18 protein-coding genes, 2 tRNA genes and 1 pseudogene are annotated in these 19,372 nt (G+C 66.9%); 19 read left to right on the top strand and 2 right to left on the bottom strand.

From position 1 onward, the window contains the following. Positions 1 to 78: 78 nt before the first annotated feature. The 12 genes and pseudogenes from ccmA to HUT07_RS06185 all read left to right on the top strand — a co-directional run bounded on the left by ccmA (position 79) and on the right by HUT07_RS06185 (position 8,487). Positions 79 to 780 carry a heme ABC exporter ATP-binding protein CcmA gene (gene ccmA, locus HUT07_RS06235; RefSeq protein WP_176022488.1) on the top strand — a complete coding sequence of 234 codons (702 nt, stop codon included), beginning with the start codon at positions 79 to 81 and terminating at the stop codon, positions 778 to 780. Next, the gene (gene ccmB, locus HUT07_RS06230) at positions 777 to 1,472 is read left to right on the top strand and encodes a heme exporter protein CcmB (RefSeq protein ID WP_176020192.1); all 696 of its coding nucleotides are present in this window, start codon (positions 777 to 779) and stop codon (positions 1,470 to 1,472) included. The genes ccmA and ccmB overlap by 4 nt, the downstream gene beginning before the upstream one ends. A 43-nt stretch (positions 1,473 to 1,515) precedes the next feature. After that, positions 1,516 to 2,280, top strand: coding sequence for a heme ABC transporter permease CcmC (gene ccmC, locus HUT07_RS06225; protein WP_176020191.1), 765 nt, complete (start codon positions 1,516 to 1,518; stop codon positions 2,278 to 2,280). Then, positions 2,261 to 2,344 (top strand): annotated as a pseudogene (locus tag HUT07_RS20510) (hypothetical protein); the annotation flags it as partial. The gene ccmC and the pseudogene HUT07_RS20510, both read left to right, overlap by 20 nt. Further along, positions 2,313 to 2,462, top strand: a complete 150-nt coding sequence (locus tag HUT07_RS06220; protein ID WP_343203040.1) for a heme exporter protein CcmD — start codon at positions 2,313 to 2,315, stop codon at positions 2,460 to 2,462. The pseudogene HUT07_RS20510 and the gene HUT07_RS06220, both read left to right, overlap by 32 nt. Then, positions 2,459 to 2,920, top strand: coding sequence for a cytochrome c maturation protein CcmE (ccmE, locus tag HUT07_RS06215; protein ID WP_176020189.1), 462 nt, complete (start codon positions 2,459 to 2,461; stop codon positions 2,918 to 2,920). Before HUT07_RS06220 ends, ccmE begins: the two co-directional genes overlap by 4 nt. After that, positions 2,921 to 4,840: a heme lyase CcmF/NrfE family subunit gene (locus HUT07_RS06210; protein WP_176020188.1), complete on the top strand. Its 1,920-nt coding sequence runs from the start codon at positions 2,921 to 2,923 to the stop codon at positions 4,838 to 4,840. It abuts the gene before it with no gap. A 9-nt stretch (positions 4,841 to 4,849) separates the two neighbouring features. Beyond that, the gene (locus tag HUT07_RS06205) at positions 4,850 to 5,467 is read left to right on the top strand and encodes a DsbE family thiol:disulfide interchange protein (RefSeq protein ID WP_176020187.1); all 618 of its coding nucleotides are present in this window, start codon (positions 4,850 to 4,852) and stop codon (positions 5,465 to 5,467) included. Between the two features lie 34 nt (positions 5,468 to 5,501). Next, positions 5,502 to 5,930, top strand: a complete 429-nt coding sequence (locus HUT07_RS06200) for a cytochrome c-type biogenesis protein (RefSeq protein WP_254898922.1) — start codon at positions 5,502 to 5,504, stop codon at positions 5,928 to 5,930. Beyond that, positions 5,924 to 6,913: a tetratricopeptide repeat protein gene (locus HUT07_RS06195; protein WP_176022487.1), complete on the top strand. Its 990-nt coding sequence runs from the start codon at positions 5,924 to 5,926 to the stop codon at positions 6,911 to 6,913. The genes HUT07_RS06200 and HUT07_RS06195 overlap by 7 nt, the downstream gene beginning before the upstream one ends. A gap of 117 nt (positions 6,914 to 7,030) precedes the next feature. Then, positions 7,031 to 8,143 (top strand): homoserine O-acetyltransferase, encoded by a 1,113-nt coding sequence (locus HUT07_RS06190; protein ID WP_176020185.1) that lies wholly within the window; start codon positions 7,031 to 7,033, stop codon positions 8,141 to 8,143. Then, a complete protein-coding gene (locus HUT07_RS06185) occupies positions 8,143 to 8,487 on the top strand; it encodes a DUF1294 domain-containing protein (protein WP_176020184.1) in 345 nt (114 codons plus the stop codon). The genes HUT07_RS06190 and HUT07_RS06185 overlap by 1 nt, the downstream gene beginning before the upstream one ends. A 113-nt stretch (positions 8,488 to 8,600) precedes the next feature. Here the strand turns inward: HUT07_RS06185 and cydC are convergent, their stop codons facing one another. Together cydC and cydD are read right to left on the bottom strand one after the other, a co-directional pair. After that, positions 8,601 to 10,280 carry a thiol reductant ABC exporter subunit CydC gene (gene cydC / locus HUT07_RS06180; protein ID WP_176020183.1) on the bottom strand — a complete coding sequence of 560 codons (1,680 nt, stop codon included), beginning with the start codon at positions 10,278 to 10,280 and terminating at the stop codon, positions 8,601 to 8,603. Beyond that, entirely contained in the window at positions 10,277 to 11,965 is a 1,689-nt protein-coding gene (cydD, locus tag HUT07_RS06175; protein ID WP_254898921.1) for a thiol reductant ABC exporter subunit CydD, read from the bottom strand. Before cydD ends, cydC begins: the two co-directional genes overlap by 4 nt. A gap of 285 nt (positions 11,966 to 12,250) precedes the next feature. On the opposite strand from cydD, the gene HUT07_RS06170 reads away from it, so the two are divergent. The 7 genes from HUT07_RS06170 to pgaA all read left to right on the top strand — a co-directional run bounded on the left by HUT07_RS06170 (position 12,251) and on the right by pgaA (position 19,372). Continuing rightward, complete coding sequence (locus HUT07_RS06170) at positions 12,251 to 13,834, top strand: cytochrome ubiquinol oxidase subunit I (protein WP_176020181.1); 1,584 nt, start codon at positions 12,251 to 12,253, stop codon at positions 13,832 to 13,834. Between the two features lie 15 nt (positions 13,835 to 13,849). Beyond that, positions 13,850 to 15,004 carry a cytochrome d ubiquinol oxidase subunit II gene (gene cydB, locus HUT07_RS06165; RefSeq protein WP_176020180.1) on the top strand — a complete coding sequence of 385 codons (1,155 nt, stop codon included), beginning with the start codon at positions 13,850 to 13,852 and terminating at the stop codon, positions 15,002 to 15,004. 54 nt (positions 15,005 to 15,058) lie between these two features. Then, positions 15,059 to 15,172, top strand: coding sequence for a cytochrome bd-I oxidase subunit CydX (gene cydX, locus HUT07_RS06160; RefSeq protein WP_025876452.1), 114 nt, complete (start codon positions 15,059 to 15,061; stop codon positions 15,170 to 15,172). A gap of 56 nt (positions 15,173 to 15,228) precedes the next feature. Beyond that, a tRNA-Pro gene (locus HUT07_RS06155) sits at positions 15,229 to 15,305 on the top strand. A 138-nt stretch (positions 15,306 to 15,443) separates the two neighbouring features. Then, positions 15,444 to 15,520 (top strand) — tRNA-Pro (locus HUT07_RS06150). Between the two features lie 234 nt (positions 15,521 to 15,754). Further along, complete coding sequence (locus tag HUT07_RS06145) at positions 15,755 to 16,960, top strand: MFS transporter (RefSeq protein ID WP_176020179.1); 1,206 nt, start codon at positions 15,755 to 15,757, stop codon at positions 16,958 to 16,960. 372 nt (positions 16,961 to 17,332) lie between these two features. Then, the gene (gene pgaA / locus HUT07_RS06140) at positions 17,333 to 19,372 is read left to right on the top strand and encodes a poly-beta-1,6 N-acetyl-D-glucosamine export porin PgaA (protein WP_176020178.1); all 2,040 of its coding nucleotides are present in this window, start codon (positions 17,333 to 17,335) and stop codon (positions 19,370 to 19,372) included.

Raw genomic sequence — 19,372 nt, 5'->3', positions numbered from 1 at the left:
GCGGTTGCGCCGGCTCATATCCGGCGGCTCTTTGCACATGCCGCACCGATGGCAAGCCGCGCTGCGTGTTCGCCGGGCATGGCCCGGCGCTACCGGGCCACATTCACCGCTACAATTGCCGCCGCACTCCCGCATGAAGACCCCTGCGCCTTGAACACCCCTGCATTGCTGGCCGCCAGCGGCCTGAGCTTCTCCCGCAATGACGAGCCGGTGTTCGGCCCGCTGGACTTCCACGTGGATGCTGGCGAAGCGCTGCTGGTGCAGGGCGGCAACGGTGCCGGCAAGACCACCCTGCTGCGCGTGCTGTCGGGCCTGGCGCGCCCGGGCGCGGGCCAGGTGCTGATCGACGGCAAGCCGGCCAGCAACGCCGAGCGCGCGCGCTATGTCGCCTACCTCAGCCACCTGCCGGCACTGAAGCCGGACCTGGATACGCTGGAGAACCTGAATTTCCTGTGTGGCCTGCACGGCCGCCGCGCACGGCAGATGCCGGGCAATGCGCTGGCCATCGTCGGCCTGGCCGGCTACGAAGACACCCTGGTGCGGCACCTGTCAGCCGGGCAGAAGCGGCGGCTGGCGCTGGCCCGCATCTGGCTGTCGCCGGCCCCGCTGTGGCTGCTCGACGAACCCTATGCCAACCTCGACCTGGAAGGCATCAACCTGGTCAACCGGATGATTTCCGCACATCTGCGCAGCGGCGGCGCCGCCCTGGTCACCACCCATGGCGCCTATGCCGCCCCGCCGGTACGCACCCGCCAGCTCGACCTCGGCGGTGCCGCATGATCGCGCCGGGCACCGAACCGGGCCTGTGGCAGACCGCCCGCGCACTGGTGGCGCGCGATATGCGCCTGCTCTGGCGCCGCCGTGGCGATGCGCTGCAGCCGCTGCTGTTCGCTCTGCTGGTGGTGGTGCTGTTCGCCCTCGCCCAGGGCCGCGACCCGCAGCCGTTGGCCACCACCGCTGGTGCGGTGTTGTGGCTGGCGGTGCTCTTGGCCGGGCAGCTGGCGCTGGATTCGCTGTTCCGCTCCGATGCCGAAGACGGCTCGCTCGAACAGTGGCTGCTGGCGCCGGTACCACTGGCGTGGCTGGTGCTGGTGCGCGTGCTGCTGCATTGGGCGACCACTGCCCTGCCGTTGATCCTGCTGAGCCCGCTGCTGGCGGAAATGCTGCATCTGCCGCATGACCAGCTGCCGATGTTGCTGGCATCGTTGCTGCTGGGAACACCGTTATTGAGCCTGATCGGCGGCGTGGTCGCAGCACTGACCGTGGGCATCCGGCGCTCTGGTATTCTCGTGGCGTTGCTGTCGTTGCCGTTGTATGTACCGGTGCTTGTCTTCGGTGCTGGCAGCCTGGCGGCAGCCAGCCGCGGACAGGATCCGGTCGGTGCGCTGCTGATGCTGGGCGCAGGGCTGGTGATCGCCCTGGTGCTGGCACCGCTGGCCACCGCTGCTGCGATCCGTATTTCTCTGAGTTGACCGAGCTGAGAGCCAATCCACCCCTGCTGGATAGCCGCCACGCATGAATCCGATCGTCCGCTGGTTCCATCAACTCGGTTCGCCCCCGACCTTCGATCGTTTCGCTGCACGCTGGTCCCGCGTGTTCTACGCCGCAGCGGTTCCAGTACTGCTGATCGGCCTGTGGCAGGGCCTGTTCGTGGCACCGCCGGAACAGAACCAGCACGATGCGTTCCGCATCATCTACATCCATGTTCCCAGCGCCTGGATGAGCCTGTTCGTGTTCGCGCTGATGGCTGCCTATTCCGCCATCGCACTGATCTGGCGCATCAAGATCTGCGAGATCCTGGCCATGGCCTGCGCGCCGATGGGTGCCGGCTTCACCCTGATCACCCTGCTGACCGGCAGCATCTGGGGCAAAGGCACCTGGGGCACCTGGTGGGACTGGGACCCGCGCATGACCAGCGAACTGATCCTGCTGTTCCTGTACCTGGGTGTGATCGGCCTGTACCACGCCATCGAAGACCGCCGCAGCGCCGCACGCGCGGCTGGCCTGCTGGCCATCGTGGGTGTGGGCCTGCTGCCGATCATCCGCTACTCGGTGGACTGGTGGGGCGCGCTGCACCAGCGCCAGTCGATCAACGTGTTCGGCGAGAACGCGGTACGGCCGGAGCTGATCGCCCCGCTGTGGTGGATGGTGGTAGCCACCAAACTGTGGTTCGTCGGCTCGCTGCTGGCCAAGGCGCGTGCCGACAACATCGCACGCGAGGCCGGCAAGGCCTGGATCGGCGAGCGCTTCGGCACGGCGGATGGGGAGGCACGGCAATGACCCACCTGCCCTACATCATCGCCGCCTTTGCGGTGTTCCTGCTGGTGCTGGGCTGCGATGCACTGGGCTCGTGGCTGCGCCTGCGCAGCGCCCGACAGCTGGCGCAACGGCGCCAGCAGCGATTGCAGGCACGTGGCAACGCGTCGGCGCAGGCTCCGCTCACCACCGAGCTCAGCCGATGACGCCGGTACAGCGACGCCGCATGATCTGGGTGCTCCTGCTGCTGTTGGCCTCCGGGCTGGCGACCACGCTGGTCGCCTTCGCCCTGCAGCGCAACATCGCCTACCTGTACACCCCTTCGGAAGTGCTGCGCGGGGACGTGGAGGCGCAGTCACGCTTCCGTCTGGGCGGGATGGTGGTGAAGGGTTCCTTCAATCGCCCCAGCGGCTCATTGCAGGCCCACTTCGTGGTCACCGACGGCGATGCGACGCTGCCGGTCAGCACCGACCGCATCCTGCCGGACATGTTCCGCGAGGGCACCGCCGTGGTCGCCAGCGGTCGCCTGCAGGACGGCACCTTTGTCGCCGACGAGGTGCTGGCCAAGCACGATGAGAACTACGTGCCCAAGGAAGTGGCCGATAAGATGGGCGATGCACATCGCAAGCACGATGTGCCGGTCACGGCGCCCGAGGTGCGCTGAGTGCTTCCCGAATTCGGTCAGATCCTCCTCCTCTGCGCATTGTTGGCCTCGTTGCTGCAGGCAGTGCTGCCGCTGGTCGGTGCGCAGCGCGGCAACGACGCATGGATGTCCGTTGCGCGTCCGGCAGCGATTGCCCAGCTGGTGCTGCTTGCCGGTGCGTTCGCCGTACTGACGGCGGCCTTCGTGCAGCAGGACTTCTCGGTGCGCTACGTGGCGGAGAACTCCAACTCGCTGCTGCCGCTGATCTACCGCTATTCGGCGGTGTGGGGGGCGCACGAAGGCTCGCTGCTGATGTGGGCGCTGGTGCTGGCGCTGTGGACCGGCGCTGTGGCGCTGTTCTCACGCCACCTGCCGGCACCGGTACAGGCGCGCGTGCTGGCGGTGATGGGCGTGGTCAGCGTCGGCTTCCTCGCCTTCCTGATCTTCACCTCCAATCCGTTCCTGCGTTTGAACCCGGTGCCGCTGGAAGGCCGTGACCTCAACCCGCTGCTGCAGGACCCGGGGCTGATCATCCATCCACCGATGCTGTACCTGGGCTATGTCGGCTTTGCGGTACCGTTCGCCTTCGCCGTGGCTGCACTGCTGGAAGGTCGCGTGGATGCGCGCTGGCAACGCTGGACGCGGCCCTGGACCAATGTCGCCTGGGGCTTCCTCACGCTGGGCATCGCGCTGGGCAGCTGGTGGGCCTATTACGAGCTGGGCTGGGGCGGCTGGTGGTTCTGGGATCCGGTCGAGAACGCCAGCTTCATGCCGTGGCTGGTTGGCGCGGCGCTGATCCATTCGCAGGCGGTCACCGAAAAGCGCGGCACCTTCGGCAGTTGGACGCTGCTGCTGGCCATCGCGGCGTTCGCGCTGTCGCTGCTGGGCACATTCCTGGTCCGCTCCGGCGTGCTGACCAGCGTGCATTCGTTCGCGGCCGATCCTTCGCGCGGGTTGTTCATCCTGATCTTCCTGTCGCTGCTGGTGGGTGGCAGCCTGCTGCTGTATGCGCTGCGCGCGCCGCGGCTGGCGGTGGATGCCGGCGATCCACGTCGTGGTTTCACCGCGACCTCGCGTGAAACCCTGCTGCTCGCCAACAACCTGCTGCTGGCCAGCGCCTGCGCGATGGTCCTGCTCGGCACCCTCTACCCGCTGCTGGCCGATGCGCTGTCGCTGGGCAAGATCTCGGTGGGGCCACCTTACTTCGGCAGCCTGTTCCTGCTGTTGATGGCGCCGATGGTGTTGCTGCTGCCGTTCGGACCGCTGGTGAAGTGGCAGCGCGACCAACCCTCGCGCGCACTGGCATTGCTGCTGCCATGGGCGGGCCTGGCCGTGCTGCTCGGCGCCTGGGCCTGGTGGCAGGCGCCACAGAATGGATGGAAGGCCGGTATCGGTGTCGCCGCTGCTGCCTGGGTCGGTCTGGGTACCGCCCGTTTCGTCTGGCAGCGCCTGCGTGGCAATGGCCGCTTCACCGCCGAGATGCTTGGCATGATCGTCGCCCATGCCGGTGTCGCGGTGTTCCTGGCCGGCGCGCTGCTGGTGGAAGCCTTGAACGTGCAGCGCGAAGTCGCGCTGTCACCGGGCCAGCAGGTGGTGGTCGCCGGCCATGAAGTGCGTTTCGAGGGCGTGGACCATCACGAAGGCCCGAATTTCGTCGCTGATCGCGGCCATCTGCGGGTACTGCGCGATGGTCGCGAACGGGCCCTGCTGCATCCGGAGAAGCGCCAGTACGCCAGCGGTGGCCAGGTGATGACCGAAGCCGGCATCGATGCGCGCCTCAGCGGTGACGTCTACGTGGCATTGGGCGAGCCGCTGGGCAACAATGCGTGGGCGGTACGGGTGCATATCAAACCCTTCGTGCGCTGGATCTGGCTGGGCGCGCTGTTGATGGCCCTGGGCGGATTCATCACCGCCGCCGATCGCCGCTTTCGTCGTCCGTAGGAGTTCCCCATGTCCGAGTCACCCGCCCCACGCCCGTCCCGCCCGCTGCCGCCGGTAGCCATCGTGATTGGCGTCCTGTTCTTCTTCGGCCTGCTTGGCCTGATGATCTACGGGGTGATGAAATCGGGCGATCCTCAGCGCGATGTGCTGCCCTCGGCGCTGATCGACAAACCGGCGCCTGCGTTCGCGCTACCGGTGCTGCATGACCCGCAGATGATCGTGCGCAGCGAAGAGCTGCGTGGTGCGCCCTACCTGCTCAACGTCTGGGGCAGCTGGTGCGCGGCCTGCCGTGAAGAGCATCCGGTGCTGACCCGCTTCGCCGAAAGCAAGCGCGTACGCGTGATCGGCTACAACTGGAAGGATGAACCGACCGACGCGCTGCACTGGCTGGAACAGCTGGGCAACCCGTTCATGGTCGTGCTGAGCGATATCGAAGGCCGCACCGCCATCGACTGGGGCGTGACGGCGGCACCGGAGACCTTCCTGGTCGATGGCAGCGGCATCGTGCGCTGGAAGTACAGCGGCGCGATGACCCAGCAGGTGGTCGACCAGAAATTGATTCCGGCGCTGGAGAAGCTCGAAAAGGCCCAGGGCGATGCCGGCAACACTCTGCACGCCTCGCCGTAAGCACATGCGCTGGCTGCTGCCCCTGCTGCTGGCGATGACCCTGGTGCAGCCGAATGCCGGCCTCGCCCAACAACCGGTGCATGATGCGCGGCCGCTGGTGTTCCACGATGCGGCCGAGGAAGCGCGCTTCCACGACCTGGCTGCGCAGTTGCGCTGCGTGCAGTGCCAGAACCAGTCATTGGCCGACTCCAACGCACAGATCGCGCAGGACCTGCGCCGTGAAGTGCTGCAGTTGATGCAGCAGGGCCTCGACGATGCGGCCATCAAGCAGTTCCTGGTCGCCCGCTATGGCGAGTTCGTGCTCTATCAACCGCCGCTGCAACCGGGCACCTGGCTGCTGTGGGGCGGTCCGCTGCTGGTGCTGGGGGGGGGCGCGCTGGTGGTGATGGGCATCGTCCGTCGTCGCAGCCGGCAGATGGATGAATCCGCTGCGGTGAACCCAACCGAGGGAGAGGACTGGTGACGCTCTGGTTGCCGATGGTCGCCGCCGTGGCCGCTGCACTGTTGGCGGCAGCAGTGCTATGGCCGCTGCGCCAGCAGGGCCGTCGCGGCTTCGTGCTGGGGGTGGTTGCACTGGGCGTAGCCGGTGCCTGCCTGTACCTGCTGGTTGGCAACCCCCGCGCCGCACAGGTGCAGGCCGCGCCTTCGGTCGCTACGCTGCGGGATGGCGTGGAAGCACTGCAGCAGGCATTGCAACGTGACCCGCAACGCGCTGATGGCTGGGTGCTGCTGGGCCGTTCGCAGGCCGAACTCGGCAATGCCGCCGCTGCGGCCGAAGCCTTCAGCCGCGCTGCGGCACTGGCACCGGACGAGCCGGGTGTGCTGGTCGAGGCCGCGCAGGCACGCGCGCAGGCGGATCCAGGCAAGCAGTTCGATGACACCGCGCTGGCATGGCTGCAGCGCGCGCGTACGCTGTCGCCTGATGCCGAGCGTGCAAGCTGGCTGCTTGGCATTGCGCTGCGCCAGCGCGGCCGCAACGCCGAGGCCGCCGATCTCTGGAGCACGCTGCTGCCTCGCCTCGAGCCGGGTGCGGCGCAGGCCCTGCAGGCGCAGATCGCCATCGCCCGTGAGGCCGCAGGCCAGCCGTCGGACACATCGGCAACTGCTCCGGCGCTGCTGCAGGTGCGGGTGCAGCTGCCCGCATCGTTGAAAACGGGTAACTGGCCGGCCAGCACCCAGGTCTTCGTGCTCGCCCGCGCAGTGGGTGGTCCACCAATGCCGGTAGCCGCACGCAAGCTGCCCCTGGCCGGCTTCCCTGCAACGGTCGGCCTCGGCGACGGCGACAGCCCGATGCCGACTGCGCCGCTGTCGGCGCACCGCGAAGTGGAAGTACTCGCGCGCATCTCGCGCAGCGGCAGCGCCAACCGCAGCGAAGACGACCTGCAGACCGTGCCGGTCAAGGTCACCCTGCCGCACGACGGCGTGGTCGAGCTGCGGTTCCCCTAAGATGCGCAGCCGAGCGTGGGCTCGGCTCTACAGTGGATCCACGCCATGCGTGGATACGGCAGCCGATGGAAACCAGCGTGTCGCCAGCTGCACATGCCGTCCCGCTAGAATGCCCACATGACCGAATTCATTCCGCCCGGCACCCGCTTCCATGCCCTGCCTTCGCCCTTTCAGTGCAAACGCGGTGGCGTCCTGCACGGTGCGCGCGTGGCCTACGAGACCTGGGGCACGCTGGACGCAGACGCCGGTAACGCGATCCTGATCGTCACGGGCCTGTCGCCCGATGCGCATGCAGCGGCCAACGAGGGCAATCCTGCACCGGGCTGGTGGGAAGCCATGATCGGCCCCGGCAAGCCGATCGATACGGACCGCTGGTTCGTGGTCTGCGTGAACTCGCTGGGCAGCTGCAAGGGCTCCACCGGCCCTGCGTCGATCAACCCGGCCAGCGGCGAGCTGTATCGCCTGGATTTCCCGGAACTATCCATCGAAGACGGTGCACGCGCGGCGATCGATGTAGTACGCGCACTGGGCGTCGAGCAGCTCGCCTGCGTGATCGGCAATTCGATGGGCGGGATGACCGCGCTGGCCGTGTTGATGCTGCACCCGGGCATCGCCCGCAGCCATATCAACATTTCCGGCAGCGCGCAGGCCCTGCCCTTCTCGATCGCCATCCGTTCGCTGCAGCGCGAAGCGATCCGCCTGGATCCACGCTGGAACGGCGGCCACTACGACAATGACGCTTACCCGGAATCGGGCATGCGCATGGCACGCAAGCTGGGCGTGATCACCTACCGCTCGGCGCTGGAATGGGATGGCCGCTTCGGTCGCGTGCGGCTGGATTCAGACCAGGCCGACGATGATCCATTCGGTCTCGAATTCCAGGTCGAAAGTTATCTGGAAGGCCATGCGCGCCGGTTCGTGCGCTTCTTCGATCCCAACTGCTATCTGTACCTGAGCCGCTCGATGGACTGGTTCGACCTGGCCGAGTATGGCGACGGTGATGTGCTGGCCGGACTGGCCAGGATCCGCGTCGGCAAGGCACTGGCGATCGGTGCCAACACCGACATCCTGTTCCCGGTACAGCAGCAGCAACAGGTTGCCGATGGCCTGCGCGCCGGCGGCGCGGATGCACGTTTCATCGGCCTGGAATCACCGCAGGGCCACGACGCGTTCCTGGTCGACTTCGAACGTTTCGGCCCGGCCGTGCGCGGCTTTCTCGACGAACTGTAATGGGGTGGCGGCGCAATCTCGCACTGGCCGCGTGCGGTGCGTTGATCGGCTTGACCGCGACCGGCGTGCTTCCACTCTGGCTGGGCGCATGGTGCGCGCTGGCCAGCGCGGTGTCGTTCGGCCTGTATGGACATGACAAGCGCGCCGCGCAGCGAAAACAGCAGCGGACACCGGAACGCACGCTGCAGCTGCTGGCCTTTGCTGGCGGCTGGCCCGGTGCCCTGCTCGGCCAGGCGGTGTTCCGTCACAAGCATCGCAAAATGCAGTTCCAGTGGGTGTTCTGGTTGTGCGTGCTGGCCAACGTGGCCACGATCGCGGTGATGCTGCGCGAATTCTCGCGGTGAACGCCCTGTAGAGCCGAGCCCATGCTCGGCTCACGGTCGGAATGCAGCCGAGCATGGGCTCGGCTCTACAGTAGATCCACGCCACGCGTGGATGTGCCGACCAAGGTCGGCGCCTACCGAAGCGGTTCGCGCACCAACACCCCGTCGCGCAACCGGTACTGCACATCCACCACACCTGCGGGCAGGTCATCGTGGGTGATCATCAACAGGCTGCGCCCTTCCAGCAATGCCGGCAGGTCCTGCAACAGCGCGCGCGCGGTATCCACGTCCAGGCCTTCGGTGGGCTCATCCACCAACAGGATCGGCGCATTGCGCAGCAGCGCGCGGGCCAGCGCCAGGCGCCGCGCCTGGCCGGCCGACATCGTTGCGCCGTTCTCGCCCACCCAGGCCTGAAGGCCGCCATTGCGCTCGGCCCATTCGCCCAGCCGTACCCGCTGCAGCACCGCCCACAGCGCCTCGTCGCTGGCCTCAGGGTCGCCCAGACGCAGGTTCTCGGCCACGCTGCCGGCAAACACCGGCGCGTTCTGCGGCAACCACGCCAGGTGTTTGTGCCAGTCGGCCTGGTCGACATCGCGCAGGTCCTGGCCACCGTAGGTCAGCCGTCCCTGCTGCGGGTCCCACAGGCGCAACAGCAGACTCGACAACGTGGTCTTGCCGCTGCCGCTGTCACCACGGATGGCGATGCGCTCGCCCGGCGCCAGCGTCAGCTGCAGGCCACACAGAACCGGCCGTGCGGCGCCCGGCCACTGGAAATGCACGTCGTCCCAGTGCACGGTCGCGGCCTGTGCCAACGGCTGCGGCGCTGCCGGTTCCTGCACCGACGGCGGCTGCTCGACGATGGACTGCAGACGCGCGGCCGCAATGCGGCCCGATTGCAGCGACTGCCAGGCCAGGCCCATGCCCGCCCACAGCTCGATCATCGCCACGGTCAGGAACACCAGCCCGGCTGCCATTTCCGGCGCGATCCGCTGTTGTTCGGCCGCATGCAGCGCCAGCGCCAGCATCGCCACCAGGCCGAGCCCGGCCAGCACGCCATGCAGCGTTGATGCGGCAATCAGGTGCAGGCGTCGGCGGCGATCACGCGAGGCCACCTGCTTGGCGGCCACGCGCACCTTCAACTGCCAGGCATTGCCGGCATGCAGCGCAGCCAGATCCGCTGCCCCTTCCAGCCCTTCGAATGCCGCCGTGCGCAGCGCTGCACGATGCGCCGCGCGGTCGGCCTCTTCGCTGTCATGCCCCCTCACGCCCAACCACGGCACGCCCATGCCGATCAGCAGTGCCAGCACTGCCAGCAGCACCGCTGCCGATGGCAGGATCAACGCCGCCGAGCCCACACCCACCAGGGTCAACGCAGCCAGCGCCAGCAATGGGCCGATGGCACGCACAAACAGGCCATCGATCTCGCCGATGTCGCCCAACAGCCGCGCCAGCAGATCGCCAGTGCGGGTCGCCCCCAGCCGTGCGGGGGCAAGCGGCAGCGCGCGGCGGAAGAACCACACGCGCAGGTCGCGGGCAATGCGCAGGGTGGCGTCATGCCCCACCAGTTTTTCGAAGTAGCGCGATGCGATGCGCGCCATGGTCAGCCCACGGATGCCGGCCGACGGAGTGAAGAAGTTGAAGCCCTGGCCAAGACCCGCTGCACCGGCCAGCGCTGCAGCGGTCAGGAAGCCGCCGGACAGGCCCAGCAGTGCGGTGCCGGCCAGCATCGTGGTCCACAACAACAGCACAGCCAGCAGCAGGCGCGGGCGATGGCGCAGGAACACCGTGCGCAGCGAATCGGAAGACCGGCTCATGCGCGTACCGCCTGCGCCGGCTCGACCAGGCGTCCTTCCGGCAGCAGCAGGCAGCGGTCGGCCCAGGCGATCACCGCCGGGCTGTGAGTGGCCACCACCACGCTGCGTCCGCGCGCATACGCGGCCAGGCTGCGCAACAGCGCCGCTTCGGTTTCGGCGTCGAGGAACGCGGTCGGTTCATCCAGCAGCAGCACCTGCGGATCGCGCAGCAGCAGACGCGCCAGGCCGATACGACGTGCTTCGCCACCGGACAGGCCAAAGCCGCGCTCGCCGATCACTGTATCCAGACCCTGCGGCAGGCGGTGCGTGAACTGCAGTACCTGTGCGGCTTCGGCAACGGCGCGCAGACGCGCGTCGCTGGCGCCGGGATCGGCCAAACGCAGGTTCTCGGCAATGGTGCCGTGGAACAGATACGGACGCTGACTGGCATAGGCCACCTGCAACCCCGGCCGCAGTTGTACACGGCCCGCACGCGGCGGCAGCCAACCGGCCAGCGCTTCCAGCAACGTGCTCTTGCCGCTGCCACTGGGGCCAACCAGGGCCAGCCGCTGCCCCGGTTCCAGCTGCAGGTCCAGGTCCTGCAGGACGTCGTGGGCAGCGCCCAACGGGCGCAACACCAATCCGTTTGCCTGCAGCGGCGGCAACGCAGCTTCGGCCGGTTCCGGTACCAGCGGCACGCCGTCCTCGGCGATCGTGGCCTCCTCTTCGGGCAGCACCTGCAGCAGGCGCTCCACCTCGGCGGCAGCGGCCAGTGCATTGGCGCGGTCGTGGTAGTGCGCGGCCAGACGCCGCAGCGGCGCGTAGAACTCCGGTGCCAGCAGCAGGCAGAACAGGCCCGCCCCCAAGGTCGGCACGGTCGCATGCAGGGACATCAGACCCAGATAGCTCAGGCCCAGATACAACGCGACCATCGCCACGCTGACCGATGCAAAGAACTCAAGAACGGTGGACGACAGGAAAGCGATGCGCAGCACCTTCATGGTGCGCACGCGAACACCTTCGGCCGCGGCCTCGATGCCGGCCAGTTCGGCGTCCCCGCGGCCATACAGGCGCAGCAGGCCCAGACCCTTGATGCGATCGGCGAAGTGCCCGCTCATCCGCGCCAGTTCGCCCAACTGCGCGCGCCCTGCCGCTTCAGCGCCCCACCCCACCAGCATCATGAAGAACGGCACCAGCGGCGCGGTGAACAGCAGGATCAGTGCGACCACCCAATCCACCCAGGCCACAGCAGCCAGGATCAACAAGGGCACCACCACCACTTCGGTGCGTACCGGCAGGAAACCACTGTAGTAATTCTCGATCGCATCGCCGTGATGCAGCATCAGCTCACCCAGTTCACCCGTGCGGCGCTGCCGCAGCCACAACGGACCGTGCCCGAGCAGGCGTGCGAAGACGCGCTCGCGCAGGGACAGGCGTGCGGCATCGGCAACGTCACCGGCCGCAGCCTGGGTGGCACTGCCCAGCAGGGTCCGCAGCACCAGGATCACCGCCAGCGCGGCCAGCACCGGCAGGCCCTGGGCCAATGGCGCGCGCTCGACCAGCACCTGCTGCACCAGCCAGGCGATGGCAGCGGCCTGGCCGATCAGCAGCGCGCCGGACACGCTGATGCACAACGCCGCCAGCCGCTGCCGTCCCTTCGCGGCACGGGCCAGATCGGCCAGCCACGCGGTGCGGACACGCCGCAAGCGGGTCGATTCGTCAACCCGATCAGGGGCGTCAGCGGTCGGTTCGGCAGCGCTCAAGGATCTTCACAGGCAACAAGGGGATGAACGGCATTGTAGGCGCAGGCAACAGCCTTCCCCTGCGGCCGGCGGTCGCAGTCTTCATCGGGTTGGCATACGATCCCCCTGAACACGTGTTCATACATTGATCTGGATCAAGGCTGTTTGAAGTAGTCGGTCACATCATTCACCCCGTAGACCACCCTTCCCGCCACCTGCAACGGCACTATCCAACGAGGTAGCCAGGCCATGATTGATCAGACAGTCGTAGAACTGTCGCGGCTGCAATTCGCTCTGACCGCGATGTACCACTTCCTATTCGTACCGCTCACGCTTGGCCTGTCCTTCATGGTGGCCATCATGGAAAGCGTGTACGTCATGACCCGCAAACAGGTCTGGCGGCAGATGACCCTGTTCTGGGGCACCCTGTTCGGCATCAACTTCGCCATCGGCGTGGCCACCGGCCTGGTGATGGAGTTCCAGTTCGGCATGAACTGGTCGTACTACAGTCACTACGTGGGTGACATCTTCGGTGCGCCGCTGGCGATCGAAGGCCTGATGGCGTTCTTCCTGGAAGCCACCTTCATCGGCCTGTTCTTCTTCGGCTGGAAGCGCCTGAGCCCGGTCAAGCATCTCACCGTGACCTGGCTGATGGCGCTGGGCACCAACCTGTCGGCGGTGTGGATCCTGATCGCCAACGGCTGGATGCAGAACCCGACCGGTGCGGTATTCAACCCCGAAACGATGCGCATGGAAGTGGTGGATTTCGCCGCCGTGCTGCTGAACCCGGTGGCGCAGGCCAAGTTCGTGCACACCGTCAGTGCAGGTTACGTGACCGGTGCGATCTTCGTGATGTCCATCAGCGCCCTGTACCTGCTGCGCAACAAGCACAGGGACATGGCCCGCCGTTCGTTCGCGGTGGCTGCGGCCTTCGGCCTGCTGTCCTCGCTGTCGGTGGTGGTGCTGGGTGACGAAAGTGGTTACGCCGCCAGCGAACACCAGAAGATGAAGCTGGCCGCGATCGAAGCGATGTGGGAGACCGAGCGTGCGCCGGCCGACTTCACTGCCTTCGGTATTCCCAACCAGGACACCCACACCAACGACTACGCGATCAAGATCCCGTACCTGATGGGCCTGATCGCCACCCGTTCGCTGGACCAGCCGATTCCCGGCATCCTGGAACTGGTGGAGCGTGCCGAGCACCGCATTCGCGGCGGCCAGATCGCCTATGGCGCACTGGAACGGGTGAAGAAGGACAAGACCGACCTTGCTGCGCGTGAGATGTTCGACCGCCATTGGCAGGATCTCGGCCATGGCCTGCTGCTGAAGCGTTACCGCGAAGACATCCTCAACGCGACGCCGGAAGAAATCTCCAAGGCCGCGATGGATACCGTACCGCGCGTGGCGCCGCTGTTCTGGACCTTCCGCATCATGGCCGGGCTGGGCTTCTACCTGATCGCCTTCTTCGCGCTGGCCTTCTACTACTCGTGCCGCAACAACTTCCAGGACAAGCGCTGGTTCCTGAAGCTGGCCGTGTGGAGCCTGCCGGCGCCGTGGATCGCGATCGAATGCGGTTGGTTCGTGGCTGAGTACGGCCGCCAGCCGTGGGCGGTGGACGGCGTGCTGCCCACCTTCTATGCGGCATCGGGCCTGGCACTGCATGAAATCCTGACCACGCTTGCGGTGTTCACCAGCCTGTACACGGTGCTGCTGATCATCGAAATCAAGCTGATGCTGAAGGCCGTCCGCAAGGGTCCTGATGACATCCTGCCGACGCTGCAGGCCGACATCCGCCCTGTTTCCCCCAATGCCGTTGCCCCCGGCCAGGCCTGAGGCAGGAGAATCCAGATGGAATTCATTGCACTTGATTACACCACGCTCCGCGTGATCTGGTGGCTGCTGCTCGGCATCCTGCTGGTCGGCTGGGCTGTCATGGATGGTTTCGACCTGGGCGTCGGCACGCTGCTGCCGTTCGTGGCCAAGACCGACGAAGAACGCCGGCTGGTGATCAATACCGTCGGCCCGGTCTGGGAAGGCAACCAGGTCTGGTTGGTGCTGGGTGGCGGCGCGATCTTCGCCGCATGGCCGCCGCTGTATGCGGTCAGCTTCTCCGGCTTCTACCTGGCGGTGTTTGCGATGCTGTTCGGGCTGATCCTGCGCCCGGTCGGCTTCAAGTACCGCAGCAAGCTGCCGTCCAAGCGCTGGCGCGACAACTGGGACCGCGTGCTGTTCGTCGGTGGCCTGCTGCCGGGCCTGATTGCCGGCGTCGCGGTGGGCAACGTGCTGCTGGGTGTGCCGTTCCACTTCGATGACACGCTGCGCGTGACCTACACCGGTTCGTTCTTCGGCCTGCTCACGCCGTTCGCACTCGTCGCCGGCCTGATCAGCGTCGCCATGCTGGTGTCGCACGGTGCGGCCATGCTGGTGCTCAAGACCGACGGCCCGGTGGCAGAACGTGCAGCGCGCTACGGCAGCATCGCCGCCATCATCAGTTTCGTGTTGTTCGCCGTTGCCGGCGCCTGGGTGGCCTTCGGCCTGCCGGGCTACCAGATCACTTCGCAGGTGGTGACCGACGGGCCGACCAATCCGCTGTTGAAGACCGCCGAACTGGGTACCGCCGCGGGCGGCTGGCTGCGCAACTACAGCAGCATGCCGGCAACGCTGGTGTTCCCGGTGCTGGGCCTGCTGGGCGCGCTTGCCAGTGCGGTGCTGCTGCGTGCGCGTCGTGGCGGCCTGGCCTTCATCGCTTCGGGCACGTCCATTGCCGGCATCATCCTCACCGTCGGCTTTGCGATCTTCCCCTTCCTGCTGCCGTCCTCCAGCCAGCCCACCTCCAGCCTGACCGTCTGGGACAGTTCGTCCAGCCATCTCACGCTGTGGGTCATGCTGCTGGCCACGGCCATCTTCCTGCCGATCATCCTTGCCTACACCACCTGGGTGTACCGCGTACTGAAGGGCAAGACGACGGTCGAAGACATGGACGACAACCCCAACGCGTACTGATTGCCCGTGTGCCGGCCGAGGGTCGGCACACCCCTCGCAGATAGGAGATTGACCATGTGGTATTTCGCCTGGATTCTCGGCGCTGGCCTCGCTTCGGTCGTGGCCATCCTCAACGGGATGTGGTTCGAAGCGCGCGAAAGCGCCCGCGCCGACAAGGAAGTGCGTTGAAACTGTAAAAAAGGGTTGCCGATACGGCCTTCACACCGTATTCTTGGCGGCTCCTTCGGGGTGTAGCTCAGTCTGGTAGAGCGCTACGTTCGGGACGTAGAGGTCGCAGGTTCGAATCCTGTCTCCCCGACCACTTTGGTGGTCGCATTGAAGCCTGGTGAAGTCTTCCAGGCTTTTTTGTTCCCGCAGGAGTCGCTGTCACGGCAGCGAAGCAGAACGGCCTTCCCCCTTGCCGCCATCGGGGGAAATGGCTAGAATAGGCGGCTCCCTTCGGGGTGTAGCTCAGTCTGGTAGAGCGCTACGTTCGGGACGTAGAGGTCGCAGGTTCGAATCCTGTCTCCCCGACCACTCCGGTGGTCACCAAGAAGCCTGGAAGACATCACTGTCCTCCGGGTTTTTTTGTGCCTGGAATCCAGGACACCCGACTCCGCCGCCATCGGCCACGTGCCGCACCGGCGCCGGGGACCTGACGCGGGCGTCAACGTACAATGGCCGCCACTCCCCCACCTGCCACACCGGCCACGCCCGGTGCGGGCGCTGCACGTCACCTGCGTGGCGTGCGCCACCTGCAAGGAACACCGCATGACATCACCCACTTCCCCTTCGCCATCGTTGCTGCAAGGTCGCCTGCTGGCGTTCGCCGCAATCCTGCTGGCAGCGGTCAACCTGCGTACCGCGGTCACGTCGATCACCCCGCTGCTGGACGTGCTGGGCCAGCAGTTCGGCTTCGGTACCACCATGACCGGCGTGCTGGGCATGCTGCCCACCGCATCGTTCGCACTGTTCGGCGTCGCCACCCCGGCGCTGGCACGACGCCTCGGCCTTGAGCGCACCACCCTGCTGGCGATGCTGATGGCCGCCGCCGGCCTGCTGCTGCGCTCCAGCGCCGGCAATGTCGGCACCCTGCTGCTGGGCTCGGTGATCGCACTGGCGGGCATGGGCATCGGCAATGTGGTGGTGCCGCCGTTGGTGAAGCGCTACTTCGCCAACAAGGTCGGCACCATGAGCACGCTGTACATCAGCGTGCTGCAGCTGGGCACGATGATGCCGGCGCTGCTGGCGGTGCCGGTGGCCAACGCCGCAGGCTGGCGGGTGTCGTTGGGCATGTGGGCGCTGTTGGCGCTGGCCGCCACCCTGCCCTGGCTGTTGCTGGCGCGCCGCGCACCGAAACCGGTGCTGGACAGCAACGATCCCACCGTGCAGCCGCACGGCAAGGTCTGGCGTACGTCATTGGGCTGGAGCATGACGCTGATGTTCGGCATGACCTCGCTGATGACCTATTCGATGTTCACCTGGCTGCCGCGCATCGTGGTCGAAGCCGGTGCCACGCCCGCCTTCGGTGGGGTGATGGTGGCGGTGTTTTCGGCCCTGGGCCTGCTGCCATCGCTGGTGATCCCATCGCTGGCGGTACGCCTGCAGAATCCCTTCCCGCTGGTGCTGATCGGTTTTTCCGCCTTCGTCATCGCCTTCGCCGGCCTGCTGTTCGCGCCGATGAAGGCGCCGTTGCTGTGGGCCTGCCTGCTGGGTGTCGGGCCGTCCACCTTCCCCCTGGCGCTGACCCTGATCAATCTGCGCACGCGCACCCCCACGGGCTCAGCGGCCTTGTCCGGCTTCATGCAGGGCGTGGGTTACAGCTTCAGCTGCCTGGGCCCGTTCCTGGTCGGCTGGCTGCACACCGTCAGCGAGGGCTGGACGCTGCCCTTCGCCTTCCTGTTTGGGTGCGCGGTGCTGATGCTGTGCGCCTCGTGGGTGGCCTGCAAGCCGCGCAAGCTGGAAGATCTGTGGTGACCGGTCCGGCTGCCTGACGCCCCCGTCTCGCAGCCGACCACCCCGCCCCCACTGCCACCGTCTACACACCGCCACCGCAGCGGGTGACGTAGCGTGTCCAAAGCTGACCCGCTTCGTGTCCAGAACCCGCCCTGCGGCGCGCCGCACAGGCGGGCGAACGGCGCCAGGTTGGCGCTGGTGGGCGTGGGGATTCGCGGAAAAGCACATTCGGGACAACGAGTTGCGACAAGGCTGGCCGGTCCGCCAAGGATGCTCCGTCAATCAGGTACGGACCGGAACCAGGCGCATTGGCACTGCGTCGGTTATAGTTGGCATGTGATGTGCGTCACACTTTCAGCACATCGTTCAGGTATGGATGCTTAGGGGGATCACATGGTTGTCTACCGTCCGCTGGCGCTTTGCGTCGGCCTGGCCTGCGCCTCCCTGGCGTACGGGGCCCACGCGGCCTCGCCGCCCACCGCGACCACGCGCGGCGACCGGCTGGCCGAAATCGGCCACTACCGTGACCAGGCGCGCTGGGTCGATGCCCTGGCGGCGATCGAGCGGGCGCAACTGCGGGAACCTGGCGACGACCTGCTGTACAAGCTGCAGGTACTGACCTTGGGCGACATCGGCAATGCCCATCGCGCCTGGCGGCTCTACCAGGCCCGGCCCAACCTGTTCGACCAGGACCAGAAGGCGCGGCTGGAAGCCAATTACGTGGCCAAGCTGGTCAACTGGAGCCTGGCCTACGGCGAAACCGAAGACACCCGGCTGGACGAGGCCGAAGCCTCGCTGGCGGAAATGGAGCAGTACGTCGAGCGCGATGGCACGACACCAGCGCAGGCGCCGCTGCGGATCCGCATGGACCGGCTGATCCTGCTCAACCGCCTGGCCCGCCACACCCAGGTGCGCGACGAGGCCCGGGCGCTGCAGCGCGAGGGTCATGCCCTGCCCGATTACGTGCTGCCGGCGGTCGGCGACTCGCTGATGTCCACCCGGAACCCGGAGGAAGCCATCCCGTTGCTGGAGGCCGCCGCGAAGAACGATCCCTCGCGCTTCCAGTCACGCTCGGAGCTGGCCTATGCCTATCTGGAAACCGAGCAGGCCGAGAAAGCGGTGGGTTACCTGCAGGCGTGGCAGAAGGATGAACCGGCATGGCGCTGGGGCGGTGGCAAGACACCGTTCCAGAACTGGGCGCGCTACGAAGCCGACCTGAACCTGGCAATGGTGCGGGCCTACAGCGGCGACCTGCCCACCGCCCAGCGCGAGCTGGAAGCACTGGTGGACGTCGGCCCGGGCAATGGCAGCCTGCAGACCTCGCTGGGCAGCGTCTACCAGATGCGTGGCTGGCCACGGCGCGCACTGGAACGCCACCAGATGGCCTACACCCTGGACCCGCGTGACATCGCGCCGCGGTTGGGCATGTACGAATCCTACGTCCAGCTGCAACGCGACGATCTGGCGCGCCCCCTGCATGACGACCTGCTGGCCCGCTATCCAAGCCAGCCGTCGGTGCAGCGCATGGACCGCGATTGGCGCGCACATCGCGGCTGGCAGCTGCTGGCCAAGGTCGAGGGTGGTCGCAGTTCCGGCGGTGGCGGCACCTCGCCGCTGGGCAACGACGACCTGCACTACGGCATGGAAGTCGCCTCACCGGTTCTCAACGACCGCTGGCGCCTGTTCGCCTTCGCCGACCGCCGTTCGGTCACGTTCCAGGATCAGGATATCGATCCGCTGTGGATCGGTGCGGGCGTGCGCTACCGCTTCGACCGCCTGGATGCCGAGGCGGCGGTGATGCGCCCCAACGACAGCATCGGCGACACCGGCCTGCGTGGCAGCGTCGGCTGGCAGTTCAACGACCGCTGGCACGCCGGCGTAACGGCCGCCCGCAATGATCCGGAAGCCTCGATGCAGGCGCGCGTGGCCGGCATCACCGCCGACAGCGTTGCAGTAGCCGTGGATTACACGCGCAACGAACGCACGCACTGGAGCATCGGTGGCAGCCAGTTCCGTTATGACGATGGCAATCGCCGCGATACGTTGAACAGTGCCATCGAACAGCGGCTGTTGACCCGCCCCCGCCTGTTGATCGATGGCCTGGGCAGTGTCTACACCAGTCGTGGCAGCCGCGACGACGCGCCCTACTTCAATCCTTCCCGGGACCGCTCGGTGGAAGTGGGCCTGCGCATCGACCAGCAGTTGTGGCGCCATTACGAGCGCCACTTCCGCCATCGCCTGACCGTGTCCGTCGGCAACTACTGGCAGGAAGGCTTTGGCAGTTCAATCATTCCGACCGTGGCCTACCGCCACGAATGGCAGTTCGATCAAGGGCGGATCCTCGAGTACGGCGTGAGTTGGTCGCGGCCGGTCTACGACGGCCAACGTGAACGACATATCGGCTTCGATGCCGCGCTGCGCTGGGGAGAATGA

This window comes from Stenotrophomonas sp. NA06056, from assembly GCF_013364355.1.
Lineage (GTDB): Bacteria > Pseudomonadota > Gammaproteobacteria > Xanthomonadales > Xanthomonadaceae > Stenotrophomonas.
This window is presented reverse-complemented; position numbering and strand designations above follow the sequence as displayed.